17 protein-coding genes are annotated in these 18155 nt (G+C 35.2%); 12 read left to right on the top strand and 5 right to left on the bottom strand.

The genetic code is table 11. The features are described from left to right. Positions 1–20 precede the first annotated feature (20 nt). The 10 genes from BW939_RS01155 to BW939_RS01110 all read left to right on the top strand — a co-directional run bounded on the left by BW939_RS01155 (position 21) and on the right by BW939_RS01110 (position 11539). Positions 21–2156: a TonB-dependent siderophore receptor gene (locus BW939_RS01155; RefSeq protein WP_076449003.1), complete on the top strand. Its 2136-nt coding sequence runs from the start codon at positions 21–23 to the stop codon at positions 2154–2156. 131 nt (positions 2157–2287) lie between these two features. Beyond that, positions 2288–3502, top strand: a complete 1215-nt coding sequence (locus tag BW939_RS01150) for a PepSY-associated TM helix domain-containing protein (RefSeq protein ID WP_076449001.1) — start codon at positions 2288–2290, stop codon at positions 3500–3502. 73 nt (positions 3503–3575) lie between these two features. Next, entirely contained in the window at positions 3576–4541 is a 966-nt protein-coding gene (locus BW939_RS01145; protein ID WP_076448999.1) for an ROK family protein, read from the top strand. Positions 4542–4896: 355 nt separating this feature from the next. Beyond that, positions 4897–5451 carry a peptide-methionine (S)-S-oxide reductase MsrA gene (msrA, locus tag BW939_RS01140; RefSeq protein WP_076448997.1) on the top strand — a complete coding sequence of 185 codons (555 nt, stop codon included), beginning with the start codon at positions 4897–4899 and terminating at the stop codon, positions 5449–5451. Between the two features lie 240 nt (positions 5452–5691). Further along, the gene (locus BW939_RS01135; protein ID WP_076448995.1) at positions 5692–7923 is read left to right on the top strand and encodes a TonB-dependent receptor; all 2232 of its coding nucleotides are present in this window, start codon (positions 5692–5694) and stop codon (positions 7921–7923) included. Between the two features lie 36 nt (positions 7924–7959). Further along, positions 7960–8613 (top strand): hypothetical protein, encoded by a 654-nt coding sequence (locus tag BW939_RS01130; RefSeq protein ID WP_076448993.1) that lies wholly within the window; start codon positions 7960–7962, stop codon positions 8611–8613. 43 nt (positions 8614–8656) lie between these two features. Continuing rightward, on the top strand, positions 8657–9967 hold the full coding sequence (locus BW939_RS01125) for a 2TM domain-containing protein (RefSeq protein WP_076448981.1): 1311 nt from the start codon (positions 8657–8659) through the stop codon (positions 9965–9967). A gap of 172 nt (positions 9968–10139) precedes the next feature. Then, the gene (locus tag BW939_RS01120) at positions 10140–10445 is read left to right on the top strand and encodes a 2TM domain-containing protein (RefSeq protein ID WP_076448979.1); all 306 of its coding nucleotides are present in this window, start codon (positions 10140–10142) and stop codon (positions 10443–10445) included. 23 nt (positions 10446–10468) lie between these two features. Beyond that, a complete protein-coding gene (locus BW939_RS01115) occupies positions 10469–10735 on the top strand; it encodes a 2TM domain-containing protein (RefSeq protein WP_076448977.1) in 267 nt (88 codons plus the stop codon). A 60-nt stretch (positions 10736–10795) separates the two neighbouring features. After that, complete coding sequence (locus tag BW939_RS01110) at positions 10796–11539, top strand: LytR/AlgR family response regulator transcription factor (RefSeq protein ID WP_084566562.1); 744 nt, start codon at positions 10796–10798, stop codon at positions 11537–11539. Positions 11540–11991: 452 nt separating this feature from the next. On the opposite strand, the gene mnmA is transcribed toward BW939_RS01110, so the two are convergent. After that, positions 11992–13188: a tRNA 2-thiouridine(34) synthase MnmA gene (gene mnmA, locus BW939_RS01105; protein ID WP_262484463.1), complete on the bottom strand. Its 1197-nt coding sequence runs from the start codon at positions 13186–13188 to the stop codon at positions 11992–11994. Between the two features lie 102 nt (positions 13189–13290). Beyond that, positions 13291–13911: an endonuclease III domain-containing protein gene (locus BW939_RS01100; RefSeq protein WP_076448974.1), complete on the bottom strand. Its 621-nt coding sequence runs from the start codon at positions 13909–13911 to the stop codon at positions 13291–13293. 32 nt (positions 13912–13943) lie between these two features. Between BW939_RS01100 and bcp the strand changes: the two genes are divergently transcribed. Beyond that, entirely contained in the window at positions 13944–14396 is a 453-nt protein-coding gene (gene bcp / locus BW939_RS01095) for a thioredoxin-dependent thiol peroxidase (protein ID WP_076448972.1), read from the top strand. Here bcp and BW939_RS01090 read toward each other — a convergent pair. The 3 genes from BW939_RS01090 to BW939_RS01080 form a co-directional block, all read right to left on the bottom strand. Continuing rightward, positions 14393–15229, bottom strand: a complete 837-nt coding sequence (locus BW939_RS01090) for a sulfurtransferase (RefSeq protein WP_076448970.1) — start codon at positions 15227–15229, stop codon at positions 14393–14395. The genes bcp and BW939_RS01090 overlap by 4 nt on opposite strands. A gap of 105 nt (positions 15230–15334) precedes the next feature. Next, positions 15335–15736: an OsmC family protein gene (locus BW939_RS01085; RefSeq protein WP_076448968.1), complete on the bottom strand. Its 402-nt coding sequence runs from the start codon at positions 15734–15736 to the stop codon at positions 15335–15337. A gap of 56 nt (positions 15737–15792) precedes the next feature. After that, on the bottom strand, positions 15793–16641 hold the full coding sequence (locus tag BW939_RS01080) for a hydroxymethylglutaryl-CoA lyase (RefSeq protein ID WP_076450072.1): 849 nt from the start codon (positions 16639–16641) through the stop codon (positions 15793–15795). A gap of 187 nt (positions 16642–16828) precedes the next feature. Between BW939_RS01080 and pepT the strand changes: the two genes are divergently transcribed. Beyond that, on the top strand, positions 16829–18076 hold the full coding sequence (pepT, locus tag BW939_RS01075; RefSeq protein ID WP_076448966.1) for a peptidase T: 1248 nt from the start codon (positions 16829–16831) through the stop codon (positions 18074–18076). The last annotated feature ends 79 nt before the right edge of the window (positions 18077–18155 follow it).

Raw genomic sequence — 18155 nt, 5'->3', positions numbered from 1 at the left:
TTGCAAGAAATCAAGTATTCATGAATAAACTATCGATATCTGCTTCGTTATTAACAACAGTTTTCGCTTTTGCACAAGAACAAGACTCAATTAAATCTAAAGAAATAAATGAAGTCGTTGTGCAAGGCTACATTACTAGAGATAGAGAGTCTGTTAACAAAATGCCTTTAAAAGAAATTGAAAACCCACAAGTTTATAATATAGTCAACAAAAACGTTATCAAAGAGCAAGTTGTCACCAATTTCAACGATGCTTTAAAAAACGTAACAGGTATTGCTAGACTATGGGAATCCACAGGTAGAGGAAATGACGGCGGTGAATATTATACCATGAGAGGTTTTTCATTACAGCCAAGTTTAATCAACGGAATGCCGGCCCTTACAAACGGAACATTAGACCCTGCAGGAATAGAAACTATTGAAGCCATCAAAGGACCCGCCGGAACACTTTACGGTGGAAGCGTAATCTCTTACGGTGGACTCATTAACGTAATTACCAAAAAACCGCAACAGAGTTTCGGTGGAGAAATAAACTACATCAACGGAAGCTACGGTCTAAATAGAGTGACGGCAGATGTAAGCACACCACTTAGCAAAAATTTGTTTGCGAGAGTAAATACTGCTTATCTAAAACAAAACACCTTCCAGGATGCCGGATTTAGCGAATCTTTTTACGTAGCACCTTCAATTAAATTTTTTGTAAATGATAGGCTTACTTTCTTTGTGAATACAGAAATAAAATCTAGTGAATCTGCTAATGCACCAATGATTTTTTTAAATAGAAATCTTCCCTTGTCCTACCAATCCATAGATCTTTTCAAAGAAAATTACAAAAAATCATATACTAGTGATGATTTAACAATTCTAAATCAAACATTCAACATTCAAGCATCTGCTAATTATAAAATTTCTGAAAATTGGACTTCAAAAACAATTTTCTCAAGAAGCAACTCTAAAACTGACGGCTATTATCAGTATTTGTATGATCAATCGAACGGAAAAGATTTCACAAGATTTATTGCAGATGTAGGCGGTGAAACAAACACTACGGGTATTCAGCAAAATTTTGTTGGCTCTTTCAGCTTTGGAAATGTAAAAAACAAATTACTCGTAGGTTTAGATTATTTCCAAAGAGATTTTATCCAAGGAGGAACTGGCTGGATTGGCTACGGAATTGTAGACATTAAAAACCAAACAGATACAAAGTCTAATTTATTAACAAAACAAGCTGTAGACTATGAATTAAGAAATGCAGGACAAGCGATTGGCCATGCAGAAGCAAAAATATACAGTGCCTATATTTCTGATGTTGTAAATATCTTACCCAATTTATCAGCTATGCTAAGTTTAAGGATGGATCATTTTACAGGTAGAGCAAGTGCTTACGCTACAGATGATGCCAAAGAGCAGACTACTTTTTCTCCAAAATTGGGCTTAGTGTATCAACCTATCCCGGATAAAGTTTCTGTTTTTGGAAATTACATGAACGGTTTCCGAAATGTAGATCCTTCCACAGTACAAATAAGTGACAATCTTGGAAATGTTTTGAGCAGCGAACTGCGTTATTTTGACCCTGAACATGCCAACCAATGGGAAATAGGGACAAAAGCTAACCTAGCTGGGGACAAATTTTCTATTACAGCAAGCTATTACAACATCAATGTGAAAAATAAAGTAATGGGTAACGGTGTCAATATAAACCAAGGAGGTGAGGTAGATAGCAAAGGTTTTGAAGTCAGTATCTTAGGAAGCCCAATTCCGGGAATGAATATCATTGCTGGCTACAGCTACAACGACAGTAATGTTGTGAAAGGAGACGAAGGATATCCTGGCCATAGAACAGAAGATTCTGGCCCAAAAAACCTTGTCAACTTTTGGGGAACTTACAAAATTCAAAAAGGTTCACTCAAAAACTTTGGTCTTGGATTCGGAGGCAATTCAGCAAGCCGTTTTTATACACTAAACAGAGGAGAAATTGGTGCATTTCCACTTCCAAGCTATATCATTATGAATTCTTCACTTTCTTATACAGAAGACAGATACAGTATCATTTTAAAATTAGACAATATTGCTAATAAAAAATATTTCTCAGGATGGTCTACTATAACACCTCAGAGATTAAGAACACTATCTATAAGTTTGAATTATAAATTTTAATAAAACATTCAAGAATAATATCTGCCAAACTGCGCATGTAGCTTGGCAGATTTACTTTAGAGAAAACTATTTGCTAATTGTATTTTATCTAAAAAAAAACAAAATATTATTTTTCTTCAACTTACAGCTTCATGACGAAAAAACATCCAAACAAAAATAAACCACGCTTATTCAAAAAATGGACAGGTAAGCTACATCTCTGGCTCGGGTTGTCTGTTGGCCTTATAATCTTTATAGTATCAATAACCGGAACTTTATTCGTTTTTAAGGATGAAGTAGAAAATTTCACGCGAAAAGAAGTAATCTATCATAAAGAAGTAAATATTGCTCAAAAGCAAGTGTTGCCTATTCGTTCTTTAGAAAAAATGGTAGATGAACAAGTAAAAGAAAAATACATAATTCATTGGGTCAACATTCCTATAGATAAAAAAATGACTTATCAGTTCTACTGGTACGAGCACAATACTAATGCGTGGAATTATTTTGAAGAATTTCCTATCTACAAATCAGCCTACGTAAATCCGTATACAGGAAAGGTTTTAAAAGTATTTGATGAGAAAAACGGCTTTTTTCAAATAGTAAAATGCATCCACTGGAGCTTTCTACTCAAGCAGGATTGGGGGAAATATGTAGTGGGAATTCCCGTTATTATCTTCGTTATTATGCTTATTTCAGGAATTATTCTCTGGTGGCCAAAGAACAAAGCAGCAGCAAAACAACGTTTTTCATTCAAATGGAAAAATATCAAAAGCTGGAAGAGAAAAAATTATGATCTTCACAACATCCTCGGTTTCTATGTCTCTATTTTTGCATTGATATTTTCAATTACAGGCTTATTTTATGCCTTTTTTGTAGTTCAAACCATGATGTACTTTATTTTCTCTGGGGGGAAAACAGAATATCCAGATTTTTCTAATATTAAAAACAAAGCTCCCATTGAAGCCCGAACCGAAACTACTTTAGACAGAGTAATTTCAACAGTACATACAAAATATCCAAGCTCATACGGTTTCTCTATCGATTTGGGACACCCGCACATGGATGATCACGAACATCCAAATTTCTCGGTATTCGTAAAACACCTCTCCTACTCTTATCACAAAAACAGCAGTTTGATTTTTGATGAGAACTCGGGCGAGCTTTTGCATACTTACAACCACGAAGACAAAAATTTTGGCGAAAAAACAGTTGCAGCCAATTACGATATTCACGTAGGTTCTATTTTAGGGTTACCAACAAAAATAATTGCCTTTATTGTAAGTTTAATTTGTGCTTCACTTCCACTTACTGGGTTTTTAATTTGGTGGGGACGAAGAAAAAAACGAAAAAACAATATGACCTCATAAATAAAATAGGTTTGATAACTATTAATACAATCTTTTTTATAAATTTAGTCCCTCGAAATTATACAATAAGAAAATGTCAGTAGTAGATTTGTCAAAACAGGTTGCACTAGGTATCGATATCGGTGGAACCAATACTAAATTTGGTCTTGTGAATCACAGAGGTCAGATTTTAACTAAAGGTTCTATACCAACCGACCAATACAGCACGCCTGAAGCTTTTGTTGATGCTCTCCATGAGCAAATTCAGCCCATGATTGAAGAGTATTGTGAAAGCGGAATTGAAGGAATTGGTGTAGGAGCACCCAATGCAAACTATTACAGAGGAACTATTGAGCTTGCCCCCAACCTTCCTTGGAAAGGCGTAATTCAATTTGCAAATTTAATAACTGCGAAATTTGGTCAGCCTTGCAAAATGACTAATGATGCCAACGCAGCAGCTCTTGGCGAAATGATGTACGGCGCAGCAAGAGGCATGAAAGATTTCATTATGATTACTTTAGGAACCGGGGTAGGAAGTGGAATTGTTTCTGGTGGACACTTAATCTACGGTAGCGACGGTTTTGCCGGAGAATTGGGTCATACCATCGTAAAACCTGGAGGCAGAAAACACTGGAGCACAGGCTCTGAAGGAAGTTTAGAATCTTACGCATCTGCCACAGGAATTGCCATTACTGCAAAAAAAATGCGTGCAGAGTTCCCGGATTCTATGCTGAATCAATACCCCGAAGAAATCATTAACTCTAAAACAGTGCACGAATGTGCTTTAAAACAAGACCCAGTTGCTATAGAAGTATTCAGATATACCGGTCAGAAATTGGGTGAAGCTTTGGCCAATTTTGTAATGTTTTCTTCACCTGAAGCTATTTTACTATTTGGCGGAGTAATAAAAGCCGGAGATTTCATCTTAAAACCCGCAAAACTTCACATGGAAAGAAACCTTCTTCCTATTTTTAGAAACAAAGTAAGATTAGTTTTTAGCGAGCTGGATGAAGCTGATGCTGCCATTTTAGGTGCCAGCGCCTTGGTTTGGGAAAAATAGTTTTTTTAAAAAATTTAAATGATACATTGTAAAGCATCCTTTCTAGGGATGCTTTATTTGTTTAAATGACCTTTAATAAGTTCTTAGGCATCAACCCTGCCGTCTATTTGCCAGAATTTTTAACCTTAGAAGTGAGTTTAGAAATCACGTCATCACAGATTATAATTTATTACACTAAGATATTTCAAGTAAGTAGGCACAATTCTAGATTTTACTTGCATCATTTATTTTGATGTTTATTTTATATCGCAGTTATTTATCAAATCACTACTTAAAAAAGCTCCGTTTGCTAAGATTTTCCCTAATTTTGATACGCTTTTAAAAGCTTTTTAAATTTAAATAAGATTCAATAAAAATGGATACAAATCAATTTGAACAAATAACTTTTGGAGGAGGATGCTTCTGGTGTGTAGAAAGCTGTTTCAATATGCTGAAAGGTGTAGAATCTGCTGTTTCAGGATATTCTGGAGGACATAAAGAAAACCCAACTTATGAAGAAGTTTGTACCGGAGAAACCGGACATGCCGAGGTAGTACAGCTTACCTATGACCCACATGTAATTTCTTATGAGCAGTTGATGGATGTGTTTTTCTTTTTGCATGATCCCACACAACTGAACAGACAAGGAAATGACATCGGAACGCAATACAGATCTGTAGTTTATTACAAAGATGAAGCTGAAAAAGCAAAAGCCGAAAAAGCAATTAAACACTCACAAGATTCTGGAAGATGGAACGGAACTTATGTGACAGAACTTTCGCCTGCCGAAAAATTTTATCCCGCAGAACAATACCACCAAGGGTATTACAATGTAAATCCTACTCAGCCGTATTGCAGCGCAGTAGTAGGACCAAAGATTCAGAAGTTTAAAAAACACTTTGGAGAATTGGGGTTAATAACTGAAAACTAAAATAAATGCCGACAGAAAATGTCGGCATTTATTATTTATATCAAAATCATTCAAGATCTTAAATAAACAATTAAAATAAACTTGTGAATAGTTAACCATCCTAAGCTTCTTTACAAAAATCTTAATTGAATTGAAGATAAAATTAAAAATGCCGTTCAGAGACTAAAATTGACCATTCGGTGTAATTTAATTGAAATCATTACACGAACTGTGTATTTTTACATCAAAAATTACCAGCTAATGAAAACCTTCTCTCTCAGATTACTTCTTTTTAGTTTTACATTTCTATTCATTTCTGCATCCTCTCAAATAACGATTTCAGGAAAAGTAAACTATAAAAACAAAGGTATACCTCAGGTAAATATTACTCTAAAAGATACTTACGACGGAACAACTTCCGACAGCGAAGGGAATTTTTCTTTCGAAACCACAGAGAAAGGCAATCATATTCTACAGTTTACTCATGAAAAATATGTGGATAACGAAAAAAATATTCAGATTGAAAATAAAGAGATTACATTAACAATTGATTTAAAAGAACAAATCAGTGAGATTGATGCTGTGGTAATTACCGCAGGTTCTATTGAAGCCAGCGACAAAAATAGAGCGACAGCTCTGCTTTCTCCTTTAGATATTTATACTACTGCCGGAGCCGACGGCCAGGTTTCATCGGCTCTAAATTTTCTACCGGGAGTACAGAAAGTAGGTGAAACAGAAGGACTTTTCATCCGTGGAGGAACAGGTTCTGAGGCTAAAATTTTTATGGATGGAAGTTTAATCAACAATTATTTTTCCAATTCTGTTCCGGGTATTGCTGGAAGAGATAGATTTAATACTTCGCTTTTCAAAGGAAATATATTCTCTAGTGGTGGATATTCTGCGTTGTACGGACAAGCGCTTTCAGGAGCATTAATGCTGGAAAGTGTAGATCTTCCCGATCGGTCTTCTTATGATTTTGGTGTTGCACCCCTATTTTTAAACGCTTCTTTTCAAAAGGTAAATGATGAAAAAACGTATTCTTATGGTGCAAGTGCAGGATATTCTAATTTAAAACCAATGCAGGATGTTTTTCGTTTCAACACCAATTTCAACGAGCCACCCAATGGGTTTAATGGCGATGCCAACTTTAGAATTAAAACAAAATCTGGCGGCTTTATAAAATACTACGGCATGTATAATACCGATGCAATGGGCGTAAAAATGCCTAGTGTAGAACCAGAATACGAAAATTCTTTGGTGAATTTAAAAGGAAAAAATACTTTTCAAACACTTTCTTATCGTCAGAAATTCGGAAGATATATGCTAAACTTAGGAACATCTTATTCGTTTAACCGTTCAGATTTACACTTTGCCACAGAAAGCAACTCTTTACAATCCAGCAAAACACGGTTACTGAATGACGGAAATTACTTAAACTTCAAAGCTGTCTTAGAAAGAAAAATAAACAGAATTAGTGCTATACGTGGTGGTTTTGAACTCAATTATGCAAAAGAAGAACTTTCTGTTGCAGAAATCAACAAAAATTACTCTGATTTAATTTCTTCTGCATTTGTAGAAACAGATTTGGGTTTCAGCAACAGATTTTCAGCTAAAGTTGGCGCAAGAGCCGAGTATTCTTCATTTTTAAAAGCTGGTAATTTTGCACCAAGATTTGCTATTGCATATCGTTTGGCAAAAGATTGGACTACCTCCCTCGCTTACGGAATATTTCATCAAAACCCTGAAAGCAAATACATCAACTCGCCTTCAAAACTAGATTTTCAGCAGTCTCAACATTATATTTTTCAGCTTCAAAGAAATACAGACAGACGAAGTTTGAGATTAGAAGTTTTCTACAAAAAATATGATGATTTGATAAAAGTTCAGAATATCACCAATATTCCGGGGCAAAGTCAACCTCTACAAACCGCAATCAACAATAATGGAAATGGCTTTGCTAAAGGAGCTGAATTCTTTTTCAGAGATAAAAAAACTTTTGAAAACATCGACTATTGGATTAGCTATTCTTATTTAGATTCAAAACGAGATTTTTTAAATTATCCCATGAGTCTAAAGCCCGGTTTTGCTTCTGAGCACACCGTTTCTGTAGTTGCAAAAAGGTTTTTTCCTAAATTGAAATTCGGAACCAATCTTTCATTTAATTATGCTAAAGGACGACCTTATTATGATATTGCAAGCAATAACGGAGAGAATATCATTCGAAATGAAGGCAGTTTGAAAGATTTTAGTTCATTAAATTTAAGCTTTAACTATCTGCCAAATATTGGTAAAAAAGATGCTAAAGCTTTCACTATTTTTGTGGTGAGCCTGTCTAATGTTTTAGGCAGAAATAATATTTACGGATACAATTTTTCATCCAACGGAAATTTCAAATCAGCGGTGGTTCCACCTATCAACACATTTGTTTTCGTGGGAATGTTCATCAGCTTTGGGGTAGACAAATCCGAAAATGCCATCAATAACAATCTTTAGAAAATCAATTATATTTAACTTTTAAATAAAAATATCATGAAAAAATTACTTTTAAGCATCGCTTTAGGTCTGTTAAGTTTAAATGTTGCTGCACAAACCACTTATGAAAAAGTGATGACAGAAAAAATCACCAAAATTGAAACCTGCAAAACCGCTGAAGAGTTCAACGCTCTTGCGAATGATTTTCAGAGAATTTCGGTGAAAGAGACAGATAAATGGCTTCCCAATTACTACACCGCACTATCTCACATTCAGAAAGGAAGAGTGATGATGCGAGAGGGAAAACTTGATCAGCTTGATGAGACCGCAGACAACGCACAGAAGTTTGTAGATCTGGCTATGGCGGTAGATGCGAACAATTCTGAAATTTATTTACTTCAGAAAATGGTTTACTCTCTGAAAATGATGGTCAACCCAATGGAAAGATATATGAAGTACGGAATGAAAGCCGGCGAAATGCTGACTAAAGCTGAAGAATTAAATCCTAACAACCCAAGAGTGATCTTAATTAAAGCCGAAGACATCTATTTTACACCTGAGCAATATGGCGGAAGTAAAACCAAAGGAATGGAGCTTTTTAAATTGGCTTTAGAAAAATTCAATTCATTCAAACCAAAAACTGCATTGGATCCTAATTGGGGAAAGGCAGAAGCAGAATATTTTATCGCTCAGACCTCAGCAAAACAATAGTTACTTTTATGAACGCCGCTTTTATTAAGCTTCAAATTAGATTATGAAACGCAAGAATTTTATCACTTTAGCATGGATTTCTCTGGGAACATCAATGTTTTTCTTTTTGGCATTTACAAATGAGAAAACAATAGAAAACTTCATGCTTACTGTACTCATTTCATTTATGTATTCCTTTTTTTTGGGAGCAGGAAATGGCTTGATTAACGATTATCTCAATAAAAAATTCCCTTGGTCTGAAGCTACTACAAAGAGAGGTATAATAAGCATTATTGTTATTTTGATTACCAATACTGTCTTGGTTTATTTTTGTAATTATATGAATTTTGTGGTCTTTCAAAAAGCGGCAACCACGCAAGAATATTTTACGGGAAGGTATAATTTCATCAATTGGTTTACCATCAATGTTGCCCTATTGATTTCTGCTTTTCTCCATGCGAAAGGTTTTATGGATGAGCTGAAAAAAACGTCTAAAAAAGAAGTCGTAGAGCAAAAACTCATCGCAAAATCTGCCAATGCACAATTTGAAAGCTTAAAAAACCAGCTCGATCCTCATTTTCTTTTTAATTCTCTCAACGTTCTAAGTTCATTAATTGATGAAAATCCTAAACAGGCACAGAAGTTTACCTCTTCTATGTCTAAGATTTACAGATATGTTCTGGAACAAAAAGACAAAGAATTGGTAACCATCCAGGATGAGATTGATTTTGCCAAAACCTACTGCGAATTATTGAAAACAAGATTTGAAGACAGCGTAGATTTTGAATTTAATGTGAGCGAAAATGACCTTCGAAAATTTGTTGTTCCGCTTTCATTGCAGTTGCTTTTAGAAAATTGCATCAAACATAATTTTGCAACCTCATCCAAACCATTAATCATCACTATTTTTACCCAAAATGATTGTCTTTGCATAGAAAATAATCTTCAGGCTAGAGAACAGCTTAGAGAAAGCGCAGGAATTGGCTTGGCCAATATTGTTCAACGCTACGCCCTTTTAACTAAAAGGAATGTTTTTATAGAAAAATCTGAAGACTATTTTAAAGTAAAGCTTCCGGTTTTGGAAGAGAAACCTTTGGCAGAAAAGCCAAAACCAGAAAACGATAATCTTGCTTACGAAAGAGCTCATAAAAGAGTAAAGGAACTGAAAAGTTTTTACTCAAACCTCATCAGTTATGTAATTGTTACTATTTTTCTAATTATTTTAAATCTCATTACTTCACCGAAACAACTATGGTTTTACTGGCCATTAATGGGTTGGGGGATCGGCGTTATAGGTCATGGCATGAGTGTTTTTGCTATTGGAAAGTCTTGGGAAGACAAAAAAATAAGAGAAATAATGGAGAAAAAAAAGTAATCTTTTTCTAGGTTTATTTTACAAAAAACAAAATCCCGACTCTGCAGAGTCGGGATTTTTGCAGTTCAGTCGCCAAAAATGACCGTTGGGTTATATTAAATTGAGTTGAGGCTATTTCTTATTCTACATTTGTCTTAACAAAAACAAATATTCTTTTTTAAAACAAAACATTATGGAAAACATTACTTACAACAAAGAAAATTTAGCTTACGAAAAAGCGGCAAAAAGAGTAAAAGACCTTAAAGGATTCTACGGAAATCTTACATCATATTGCTTAGTAATTCCGTTTTTACTTATTATTAATTTAATCAATACACCCAAGCATTTGTGGTTTTATTGGCCAATGTTGGGTTGGGGATTTGGCATTGTAGCACATGCCGTAAATACTTTCGGGATAGGGAAAAACTGGGAAGAAAAAAAGATAATGGAATTGATGTCACAAGAAAAAAAAGCTCAAAACAACTTTAAACAACTGTAATTAATCAAATAAAAATCAGCATCATGGAATATAAAAACGCACAAGAAAAAGTAAAAGAATTAAAATCATTTTACAAAAACTGTATGTGGTTCGCAATAGTAGCATTATTCATTTTCACAAGAAGAATCACTAGATTTGGAGATTTTGAAGAAGCTATTATTTCTGGCTCAATTATTTTAACTATTTGGGGAATTGTAATTGCCGTAAAAGCAGTAAAAATATTTATCCTAAACTCTGAGTGGGAAGAAAAAATAAGGCAAAACGAAATTAAAAAAAGCAAAAGCCTATAAATTTCTAAAAACAGAAAGATTTAATTAATTTTAGAGCGGAGATTAAAACCAAATTACAAAATGATCAGAACACTCATTATAGAAGATGAAAAACCGGCAGCCAGAAAAATTGAAAGAATGCTTAATGGGTTTCCGGAGATAGAAATTGTTGCCAAAATAGAATCTGTGGAAGAAGGTGTACAATGGTTTTCGGAAAATGAACATCCGCAGCTTATTTTTTCAGATATCGTCTTAGGCGACGGTGTTTCTTTTGATATTTTCGAAAAAATTCCAACTAAAGCTTTTATAATCTACACAACGGCATTTGATCAATACACTTTGAAAGCCTTTAAACTCAACAGCATAGATTATCTTTTGAAACCTATTATGGATGAAGATTTATCTGCTGCTTTAGAAAAATTCAAATCATTTCTTCCTTCAGGCAATCCCGTAAATTCTCAGGAAATTAAAGATTTAATTAAAAAAGATAAATCTACGCTTTCCCGGATCTTAGTTAAAATAGGGTACAATCTAAAAATTGTTCAAACATCAGAAATAAGCTGTTTTTTCAGCGAAAATAAAATAGTTTATCTGCAAACTCAAGAAAGAACTTACCCTACAGATTTTACTTTAGATGAATTATCAGATATTCTTGATAATCAAAAGTTTTTTCGCACAAATAGACAATTCATTATCAATTCAGATTACATAAAAAACATTCATACGTCACCAAATTACAAAGTCGAATTAAATTTTCAGCCTGATGAAGAAATTTCAGTGAGCCGAGAACGGGTGAAAGACTTCAAAGATTGGCTCATTTCGTAGATAAAAAAGACCAAAAATCTTCTGAACTCATCCAAATGAACAATTGTAGGTTGATTTTCGCTCTTTACTTTCTCTCCCTTTATTTTGAGCATCTATCAATCCCGTTTCTTAGTAAAACTCTTTTTGGTCGTGGTCTCATATACTCATTCTTCACTTCTACTCTGTTCTGCTGTGATGACTGCGCCAACTTATAAACTTGCTTCTAAAACTAATTATTTCTTATTCTTAAGGTGTTTCATTAATGAAACAAGAACCTAAACCCATAAATAAAGGCTTATAGAAGTATAAGCCTTTTGTGTAGATGAATGGTAAAATTTCGTCGAATAATCATTTTCAAGAGCTGATCCCGCTCTCCGCACTCGCTATTTTCTTTTTTTCAAAAGAAAATGAGCTCAAACAAATGCTGTGATCGGGGCTATGGGATTTGTTTTTGTAATAACATTATTTGCTGTTTACGAAATTACACCACTTCCAATCAATTCATCAGCAATATACCACGATGCAAATTGCCCTTCTGCAATAGCCGATTGAGGATTTTCAAATTCCATATAAAAAACGTCTTCAAATTGGTAAATCTTTGCCTGTTGAAGCTCTTGTCTGTATCGAAATCTTGCCATAACATCCATAGATTCACCATTTTTCAATTTTAAATCTTCCCGAACCCAATGCAGTTCTGATTGAGCAATTTTCAGAGCTTTCTTGTGTAAACCTGGAAAACTGTGACTTTCTCCAACGAAGATGATATTATTTTCCATATCTCTGGAAACGATAAAGCACGATTCTTTATGACCGCCAATGCCAAGTCCTTTGCTTTGTCCGATGGTAAAAAACTGAGCACCCTGATGCTTTCCGATTACTTTTCCATCCGCTTTTTTATATTTTATTTTTCTGCTTAAAAATTCAAGCTCTTCTTCTTTTGAAGAAAAATCGGGAATTTCTTGAGAAAACAATGGCGAATCTTTGAAAATTTCAACAATTTCTCCTTCTTTCGGTACCAATTGCTGTTGCAAAAACTGTGGCAAGCTTACTTTACCAATAAAACACAACCCCTGAGAATCTTTTTTATCAGCCGTCACTAAACCGATTTCCTTGGCAATTTCGCGCACTCTGGGTTTCGTAAGTTCTCCAATAGGAAATAAAGCATTAGACAATTGATCCTGATTAAGCTGACACAAGAAGTATGATTGGTCTTTATTATTGTCTTTTCCAGCCAGAAGATGGAAGATTTCTTTGCCATTTTCATCAAAAGTAGAATCTACTCTTGCGTAATGCCCAGTGGCCACTTTATCGGCACCCAAAGACATTGCAGTTTTCATAAAAACATCAAATTTCACTTCTCTGTTGCACAAAACATCAGGATTAGGCGTTCTACCTTTCTGATATTCATCAAACATATAATCAACGATTCTTTCTTTATACAAATCGCTCATGTCAATCACCTGAAACGGAATACCTAATTTCTGAGCCACCATTAAGGCATCATTACTGTCTTCAATCCACGGGCATTCGTCTTCTAAAGTAACGGAAGCATCGTTCCAGTTTCTCATAAATAAAGCCACGACTTCATGGCCTTGCTGCTGCAGCAAATACGCTGTAACACTCGAATCTACACCTCCGGAGAGGCCTACTACTACTTTCATTTTATTCAATTTTACGAAACTCTTAACGGGAGTTCTTAGTTGAGCCACAAAATTACGATATTACTTTTGGCAAAAAAAATGATAATTTAGAGGATTGATAAAAACTATATTCTACTTTTCGAAAAGCATTTTTGTTAAAAAATCTTTTTCTCCCTTCCCTCTCGCCGGAGAATATTCTCTTCCATAAAAAATAATCTGAAGGTGAAGTTTGTTCCACACCTCTTCTTTCCAAAGCGTTTTTGCATCCCGCTCGGTTTCCACAACATTTTTACCAGAGGTAAGTTTCCACTGCGTCATTAAACGATGAATATGCGTATCAACAGGAAATGCAGGATAACCAAACCCTTGGCTCATCACCACCGAGGCAGTTTTATGCCCTACGCCGGGAAGCGCTTCGAGCTCTTCATACGTTTGGGGAACGATTCCGTTGTGATTTTCCAAAAGAAGTTCGGCCATTCTTTTCAGGTTTTTTGCTTTCGTATTGGAAAGACCGATTTCTTTTATCAGTTCTTTGATTTGAAACTCTTCCAATTTCGCCATTCTCTGTGGTGTACCGGCCACTGCGAAAAGTTCCGGCGTCACCTGATTCACTTTTTTATCGGTAGTCTGAGCCGAAAGTGCCACTGCAACCATCAGAGTATAGGCATCAGTATGATCCAGCGGAATAGGAACTTCGGGATAAAGTTTTTCCAATTCCTGTTGAATGAGTTCAGCTCTTTGTTTTTTTGTCATTTAAACTTTAAATTTGAGCAAAATTAAAAAATATGTTGAAAGTTGGAGACGCGTTACCAAAATTTGAAAGCGTAAATCAGGATGGCGAAACAATTAATTCTGAAAATTTTAAAAACCAAAAACTCGTAGTTTTCTTTTATCCTCAGGCGAGTACGCCCACTTGTACGGTTGAAGCTTGTAATTTAAGCGATAATTATTCAGACTTGAAAAAAGCGGGTTTTCAATTATTGGGAATCAGTGGGGATTCTGTGAAAAAACAGAAAAATTTTCATTCTAAATTTTCATTTCCTTACGATTTGATTGCTGATGAAAACCATGACATCATTGAGAAATTCGGCGTTTGGCAGGAAAAGAAAACTTTCGGAAAAACTTACATGGGAATCGTAAGAACCACTTTTATCTTCAACGAAAAAGGAGTCTGCACGAGAGTGATTGAAAAAGTGACTTCGAAGACTGCAGCACAGCAGATTTTGGAGGAAAACTAGATTTCTGTTGCAACTTTCTTCCCTTCTCTTCTACTCCATTCGCTCCATGAGCCAACGTACAGATTGGGAATTTCAAAACCAGCTTCATGCAAAGCTAAAATTGTGTGACAGGCAGTTACGCCCGAACCACAATGAATAATCAACTTGTGAGGAAGACCTTTTAAAAATGCTGAATATTTCTCTTTCAAAATATCAGGTTTCAAAAAACTTCCGTTGTGATCCAAATTTTCAGAAAACGGAATATTTATAGCTCCAGAAATATGCCCAGCCACTAAATCAATCGGTTCAGATTCGCCTTTGTAACGATAAGAATCTCTTACATCAATAACCGTTGCAGAATAGTTTGTTAATTCATTTTCAACATCTTCCAATGAAGACAATGGAAGAAGCCAGTTTTTAATTTTAATGAAATCTGACTTACTAAAAGTTTCTATTCCGGAAGAAAATTCCAGTTTTTCTTTTTCAGCAGCCTGAATTCCTCCATCCAAAACTTTTACATTATTCAATCCAAAGGCTTTGAGCATCCACCACGCTCTGGCCGCGGCATTGGCTCCGTATTTATCATCATAAATTACAATGTCGGAATCATTAGAAATTCCTAAATTGGAAAGTGTTTCAGTAAATTTTTTCAAATCCGGAAGTGGATGCCTTCCTCCAAAGCTGGCATCTTCTACAATTTCAGCCAATTCTTTATCTAAACTTATAAATCTGGCACCTTTCAAATGCTTTTTAAGGTAGTTTTGGTACGCTTCTTTTCCTGCTCTGGCATCAAGAATAATAAGATTTTCTGTTGAAATGTTTTTTATATCTGAAGCGGAAATTATTGATGACATATTGAGTTTTTGGTGAATAGATTTTGGCTAAATCTGTTTAATTCAACGCTAAACAAAACGGGCTAAAGCCCGCTTCTATTGATAATATTCTAAAAAATAAGATTTTTATTGATAAACAAAACTCAACGTCTGCTTCAAATCCGGATGCAGGCTTTTGGAAACCGGACAGTTGTATGCAATTTCTTCAATGGTCTTTTTCTGTTCATCAGAATACTGATTTTTAAAAATAAACTCACATTTTATTTCGCTGATTCTGCGTGGATTTGCAGCCATTACTTTTTCCAGATTACAGTAAGCACCATCGATATTAATATCTTTGTCTTTACCTAAAATGGCAATAGTTGTAAGAGCACATTCTGCCAAAGAAGTTGCACACATATCGGTTGGAGAAAACTTTTCGCCTTTCCCGTGATTGTCTGTCGGCGCATCACTTTCTATGATTGTTCCGGACTGCAAATGTTCTGCGGAACATCTTAAATCTCCGATGTAAGTTATTTTTGAAGTCATAATAATTTAGTTTAATAATTTTGGATAAAGCCAAATCTTGCTGATTTCTCTCTATTTTAAAAATGAAAAATATCTTTTGCTTTATTGTAAGCACTTTCAAAATTGAGTAAATTCAGTTCATGAGGTGCTTTTTCTACGCTCATAAAATTAATTACTTGCTCAGTCGGCATATTTCCTACCAAATCATCTTTTGCCATTGGGCAGCCTCCGATTCCTTTGATAGCAGAATCAAACCTGCGGCAGCCTTGGTCGTAAGCAGCTTTTAATTTTTTATAAGAATCTTCATACCGGTTATGAAAATGAGCTCCGAAGTGTATCTCGGGATATTTCTGAGGAATTTCGCCAAAAACCAACCCAATTGTTTCAGTTGTAGCAACGCCTGTTGTGTCTGAAAGTAAGATATTATCAATCCCTACTTCAGAAAATCTTTTAGCCCAGAATTCTACATCTTGTAATTTCCACATTTCGCCGTAAGGATTTCCAAAAGCCATTGAGAAATAGATATTGAGACTTCTGTGCTCTGATTTTGTAAGTTCAAGAATTTTCACAATATCTGTGAAAGCCTCTTCCTGGCTTTTGTTGGTATTTCGGTGCTGAAAAGTTTCAGAAATGGAAAATGGAAAGCCTAAAACATCAATTGAATTGTATTTTAAAGCTTTTTCAGCTCCTCTGAAGTTCCCTATGATGGCGGAAACCTTAGTTCCTGAACCGGATTTATCAATATTCTCTGCAACCTCTGCAGAATCAGCCATTTGAGGGATCGCTTTCGGAGATACGAAGCTTAGGCAATCGAGCACATCAAAACCTACATCCATTAAAGCGTTAATGTAATCTATCTTTTTGGAAGTCGGTATAAACTCTCCCCAGCCTTGCATGGCATCGCGCGGACATTCTGTAAGAAACATTTCTATTTTGTTTGTACCAAATATAATCATTCTGATGAATTGTTATTCTAAACCCTTGTTTTAAATTTAAATAATTAAAAATCAAATAAATACATACAAATAAGAACTATAAGCAATGTTTAAAATTTAATCTCGAATTTCTCTCAATTAACAAATTGTTTACCTTTGTGAAAATTTAAAATCAATAATGAGTACCATAGAATTTAACCAACTTTGGAAAGAAAAATTACTAAACCGTTTTCTTAATTACGTAAAAATATATTCTACCAGCGATGCAGAAAGCGAAACTACACCATCTACTGAAAGACAGTGGGACATCGCAAAATATATCGTGCAGGAACTGAAAAACATTGGTCTAGAAGACGTTTCAATAGACGATTACGGATACATTATGGGGTATGTTCCTTCTAATTTGGAAAAAGACAACCATCCAACTATCGGATTTATATCTCATTACGACACTTCGCCGGATTTCAGTGGAGAGAATGTGAAGCCTCAGGTTTGGGAAAATTATGACGGAAGCGATTTGGTTTTAAATCAAACTTCAGGATTTGCTTTGTCGCCTTCAAAATTTGAAAGTTTAAAAAAGTATATCGGTCAAACGTTGATTACAACTGATGGAAACACGCTTTTAGGAGCAGATGACAAGGCGGGTTGTGCAGAAATTGTAACTGCTGCAGAATACCTTATTGCCCATCCTGAAATTAAGCACGGAAGAATTGCCGTTGGTTTTACACCAGACGAAGAAATTGGAAGAGGAGCACACAAATTTGATGTTGCTAAATTTGGAGCAGAATTCGCTTACACGATGGACGGCGGAGAAGTGGGCGAACTGGAATATGAAAACTTCAATGCTGCAGGTGCCGTTGTAAAAATCCACGGGTTGAGCGTACACCCCGGTTACGCCTACGGAAAAATGGTGAATGCTGCTTTGCTTGCCGCTGAGTTTATTCAAACGTTGCCGGAAAATGAAACTCCAGCTACAACGAAAGGTTTTGACGGGTTTTATCATTTAATGGATGTAACTGCTGATATCTCTGAGGCTAAGCTTCAATACATCATCCGTGATCATAACGAAGAAAAATATGAGGCAAGAAAAAAATTCATGGAGGAAAAAATTGCAGAATTTAACCAAAAACATGGCGAAGGAACCGCAGAGATAGAAATTAAAGAGCAGTACAGAAACATGAAGCAGCAGTTTGAAGGCAAAATGCACATCGTAGATCTGGCAGCAAAAGCAATGAAAGAAGCAGGAATTGAACCAAAAATAAAAGCCATCAGAGGCGGAACAGATGGAGCGCAATTGTCTTACATGGGATTGCCTTGTCCGAATATTTTTGCCGGAGGAATCAATTTCCACGGACCTTATGAGTATGTGGCTTTGGAAAGTATGATGAAGGCAACTGAAGTGATTATTAATATTGTGAAAGCGTAAGTTTATTATAAAATATGAACCGCGGCAAAGATTTTTGCCGCGGTTTTTTTGTTAAATTGCTTTTCTGCTATTATTCTAC

The sequence above is a fragment of the Chryseobacterium piscicola genome, from assembly GCF_900156685.1.
Taxonomy (GTDB): domain Bacteria; phylum Bacteroidota; class Bacteroidia; order Flavobacteriales; family Weeksellaceae; genus Chryseobacterium; species Chryseobacterium piscicola.
The sequence above is the reverse complement of the archived record's forward strand: the minus strand, read 5'-3'. Positions and strand labels throughout refer to the sequence as shown.

What these genes read in the sequence shown, in the direction of transcription:
- BW939_RS01155 (WP_076449003.1), top strand. Translation starts at nt 21, where the DNA reads ATGAATAAACTATCGATATCTGCTTCGTTATTAACAACAGTTTTCGCT.
- BW939_RS01150 (WP_076449001.1), top strand. Translation starts at nt 2,288, where the DNA reads ATGACGAAAAAACATCCAAACAAAAATAAACCACGCTTATTCAAAAAA.
- BW939_RS01145 (WP_076448999.1), top strand. Translation starts at nt 3,576, where the DNA reads ATGTCAGTAGTAGATTTGTCAAAACAGGTTGCACTAGGTATCGATATC.
- msrA (WP_076448997.1), top strand. Translation starts at nt 4,897, where the DNA reads ATGGATACAAATCAATTTGAACAAATAACTTTTGGAGGAGGATGCTTC.
- BW939_RS01135 (WP_076448995.1), top strand. Translation starts at nt 5,692, where the DNA reads ATGAAAACCTTCTCTCTCAGATTACTTCTTTTTAGTTTTACATTTCTA.
- BW939_RS01130 (WP_076448993.1), top strand. Translation starts at nt 7,960, where the DNA reads ATGAAAAAATTACTTTTAAGCATCGCTTTAGGTCTGTTAAGTTTAAAT.
- BW939_RS01125 (WP_076448981.1), top strand. Translation starts at nt 8,657, where the DNA reads ATGAAACGCAAGAATTTTATCACTTTAGCATGGATTTCTCTGGGAACA.
- BW939_RS01120 (WP_076448979.1), top strand. Translation starts at nt 10,140, where the DNA reads ATGGAAAACATTACTTACAACAAAGAAAATTTAGCTTACGAAAAAGCG.
- BW939_RS01115 (WP_076448977.1), top strand. Translation starts at nt 10,469, where the DNA reads ATGGAATATAAAAACGCACAAGAAAAAGTAAAAGAATTAAAATCATTT.
- BW939_RS01110 (WP_084566562.1), top strand. Translation starts at nt 10,796, where the DNA reads ATGATCAGAACACTCATTATAGAAGATGAAAAACCGGCAGCCAGAAAA.
- BW939_RS01100 (WP_076448974.1), bottom strand. Translation starts at nt 13,911, where the DNA reads ATGACAAAAAAACAAAGAGCTGAACTCATTCAACAGGAATTGGAAAAA.
- bcp (WP_076448972.1), top strand. Translation starts at nt 13,944, where the DNA reads ATGTTGAAAGTTGGAGACGCGTTACCAAAATTTGAAAGCGTAAATCAG.
- BW939_RS01090 (WP_076448970.1), bottom strand. Translation starts at nt 15,229, where the DNA reads ATGTCATCAATAATTTCCGCTTCAGATATAAAAAACATTTCAACAGAA.
- BW939_RS01085 (WP_076448968.1), bottom strand. Translation starts at nt 15,736, where the DNA reads ATGACTTCAAAAATAACTTACATCGGAGATTTAAGATGTTCCGCAGAA.
- BW939_RS01080 (WP_076450072.1), bottom strand. Translation starts at nt 16,641, where the DNA reads ATGTTTCTTACAGAATGTCCGCGCGATGCCATGCAAGGCTGGGGAGAG.
- pepT (WP_076448966.1), top strand. Translation starts at nt 16,829, where the DNA reads ATGAGTACCATAGAATTTAACCAACTTTGGAAAGAAAAATTACTAAAC.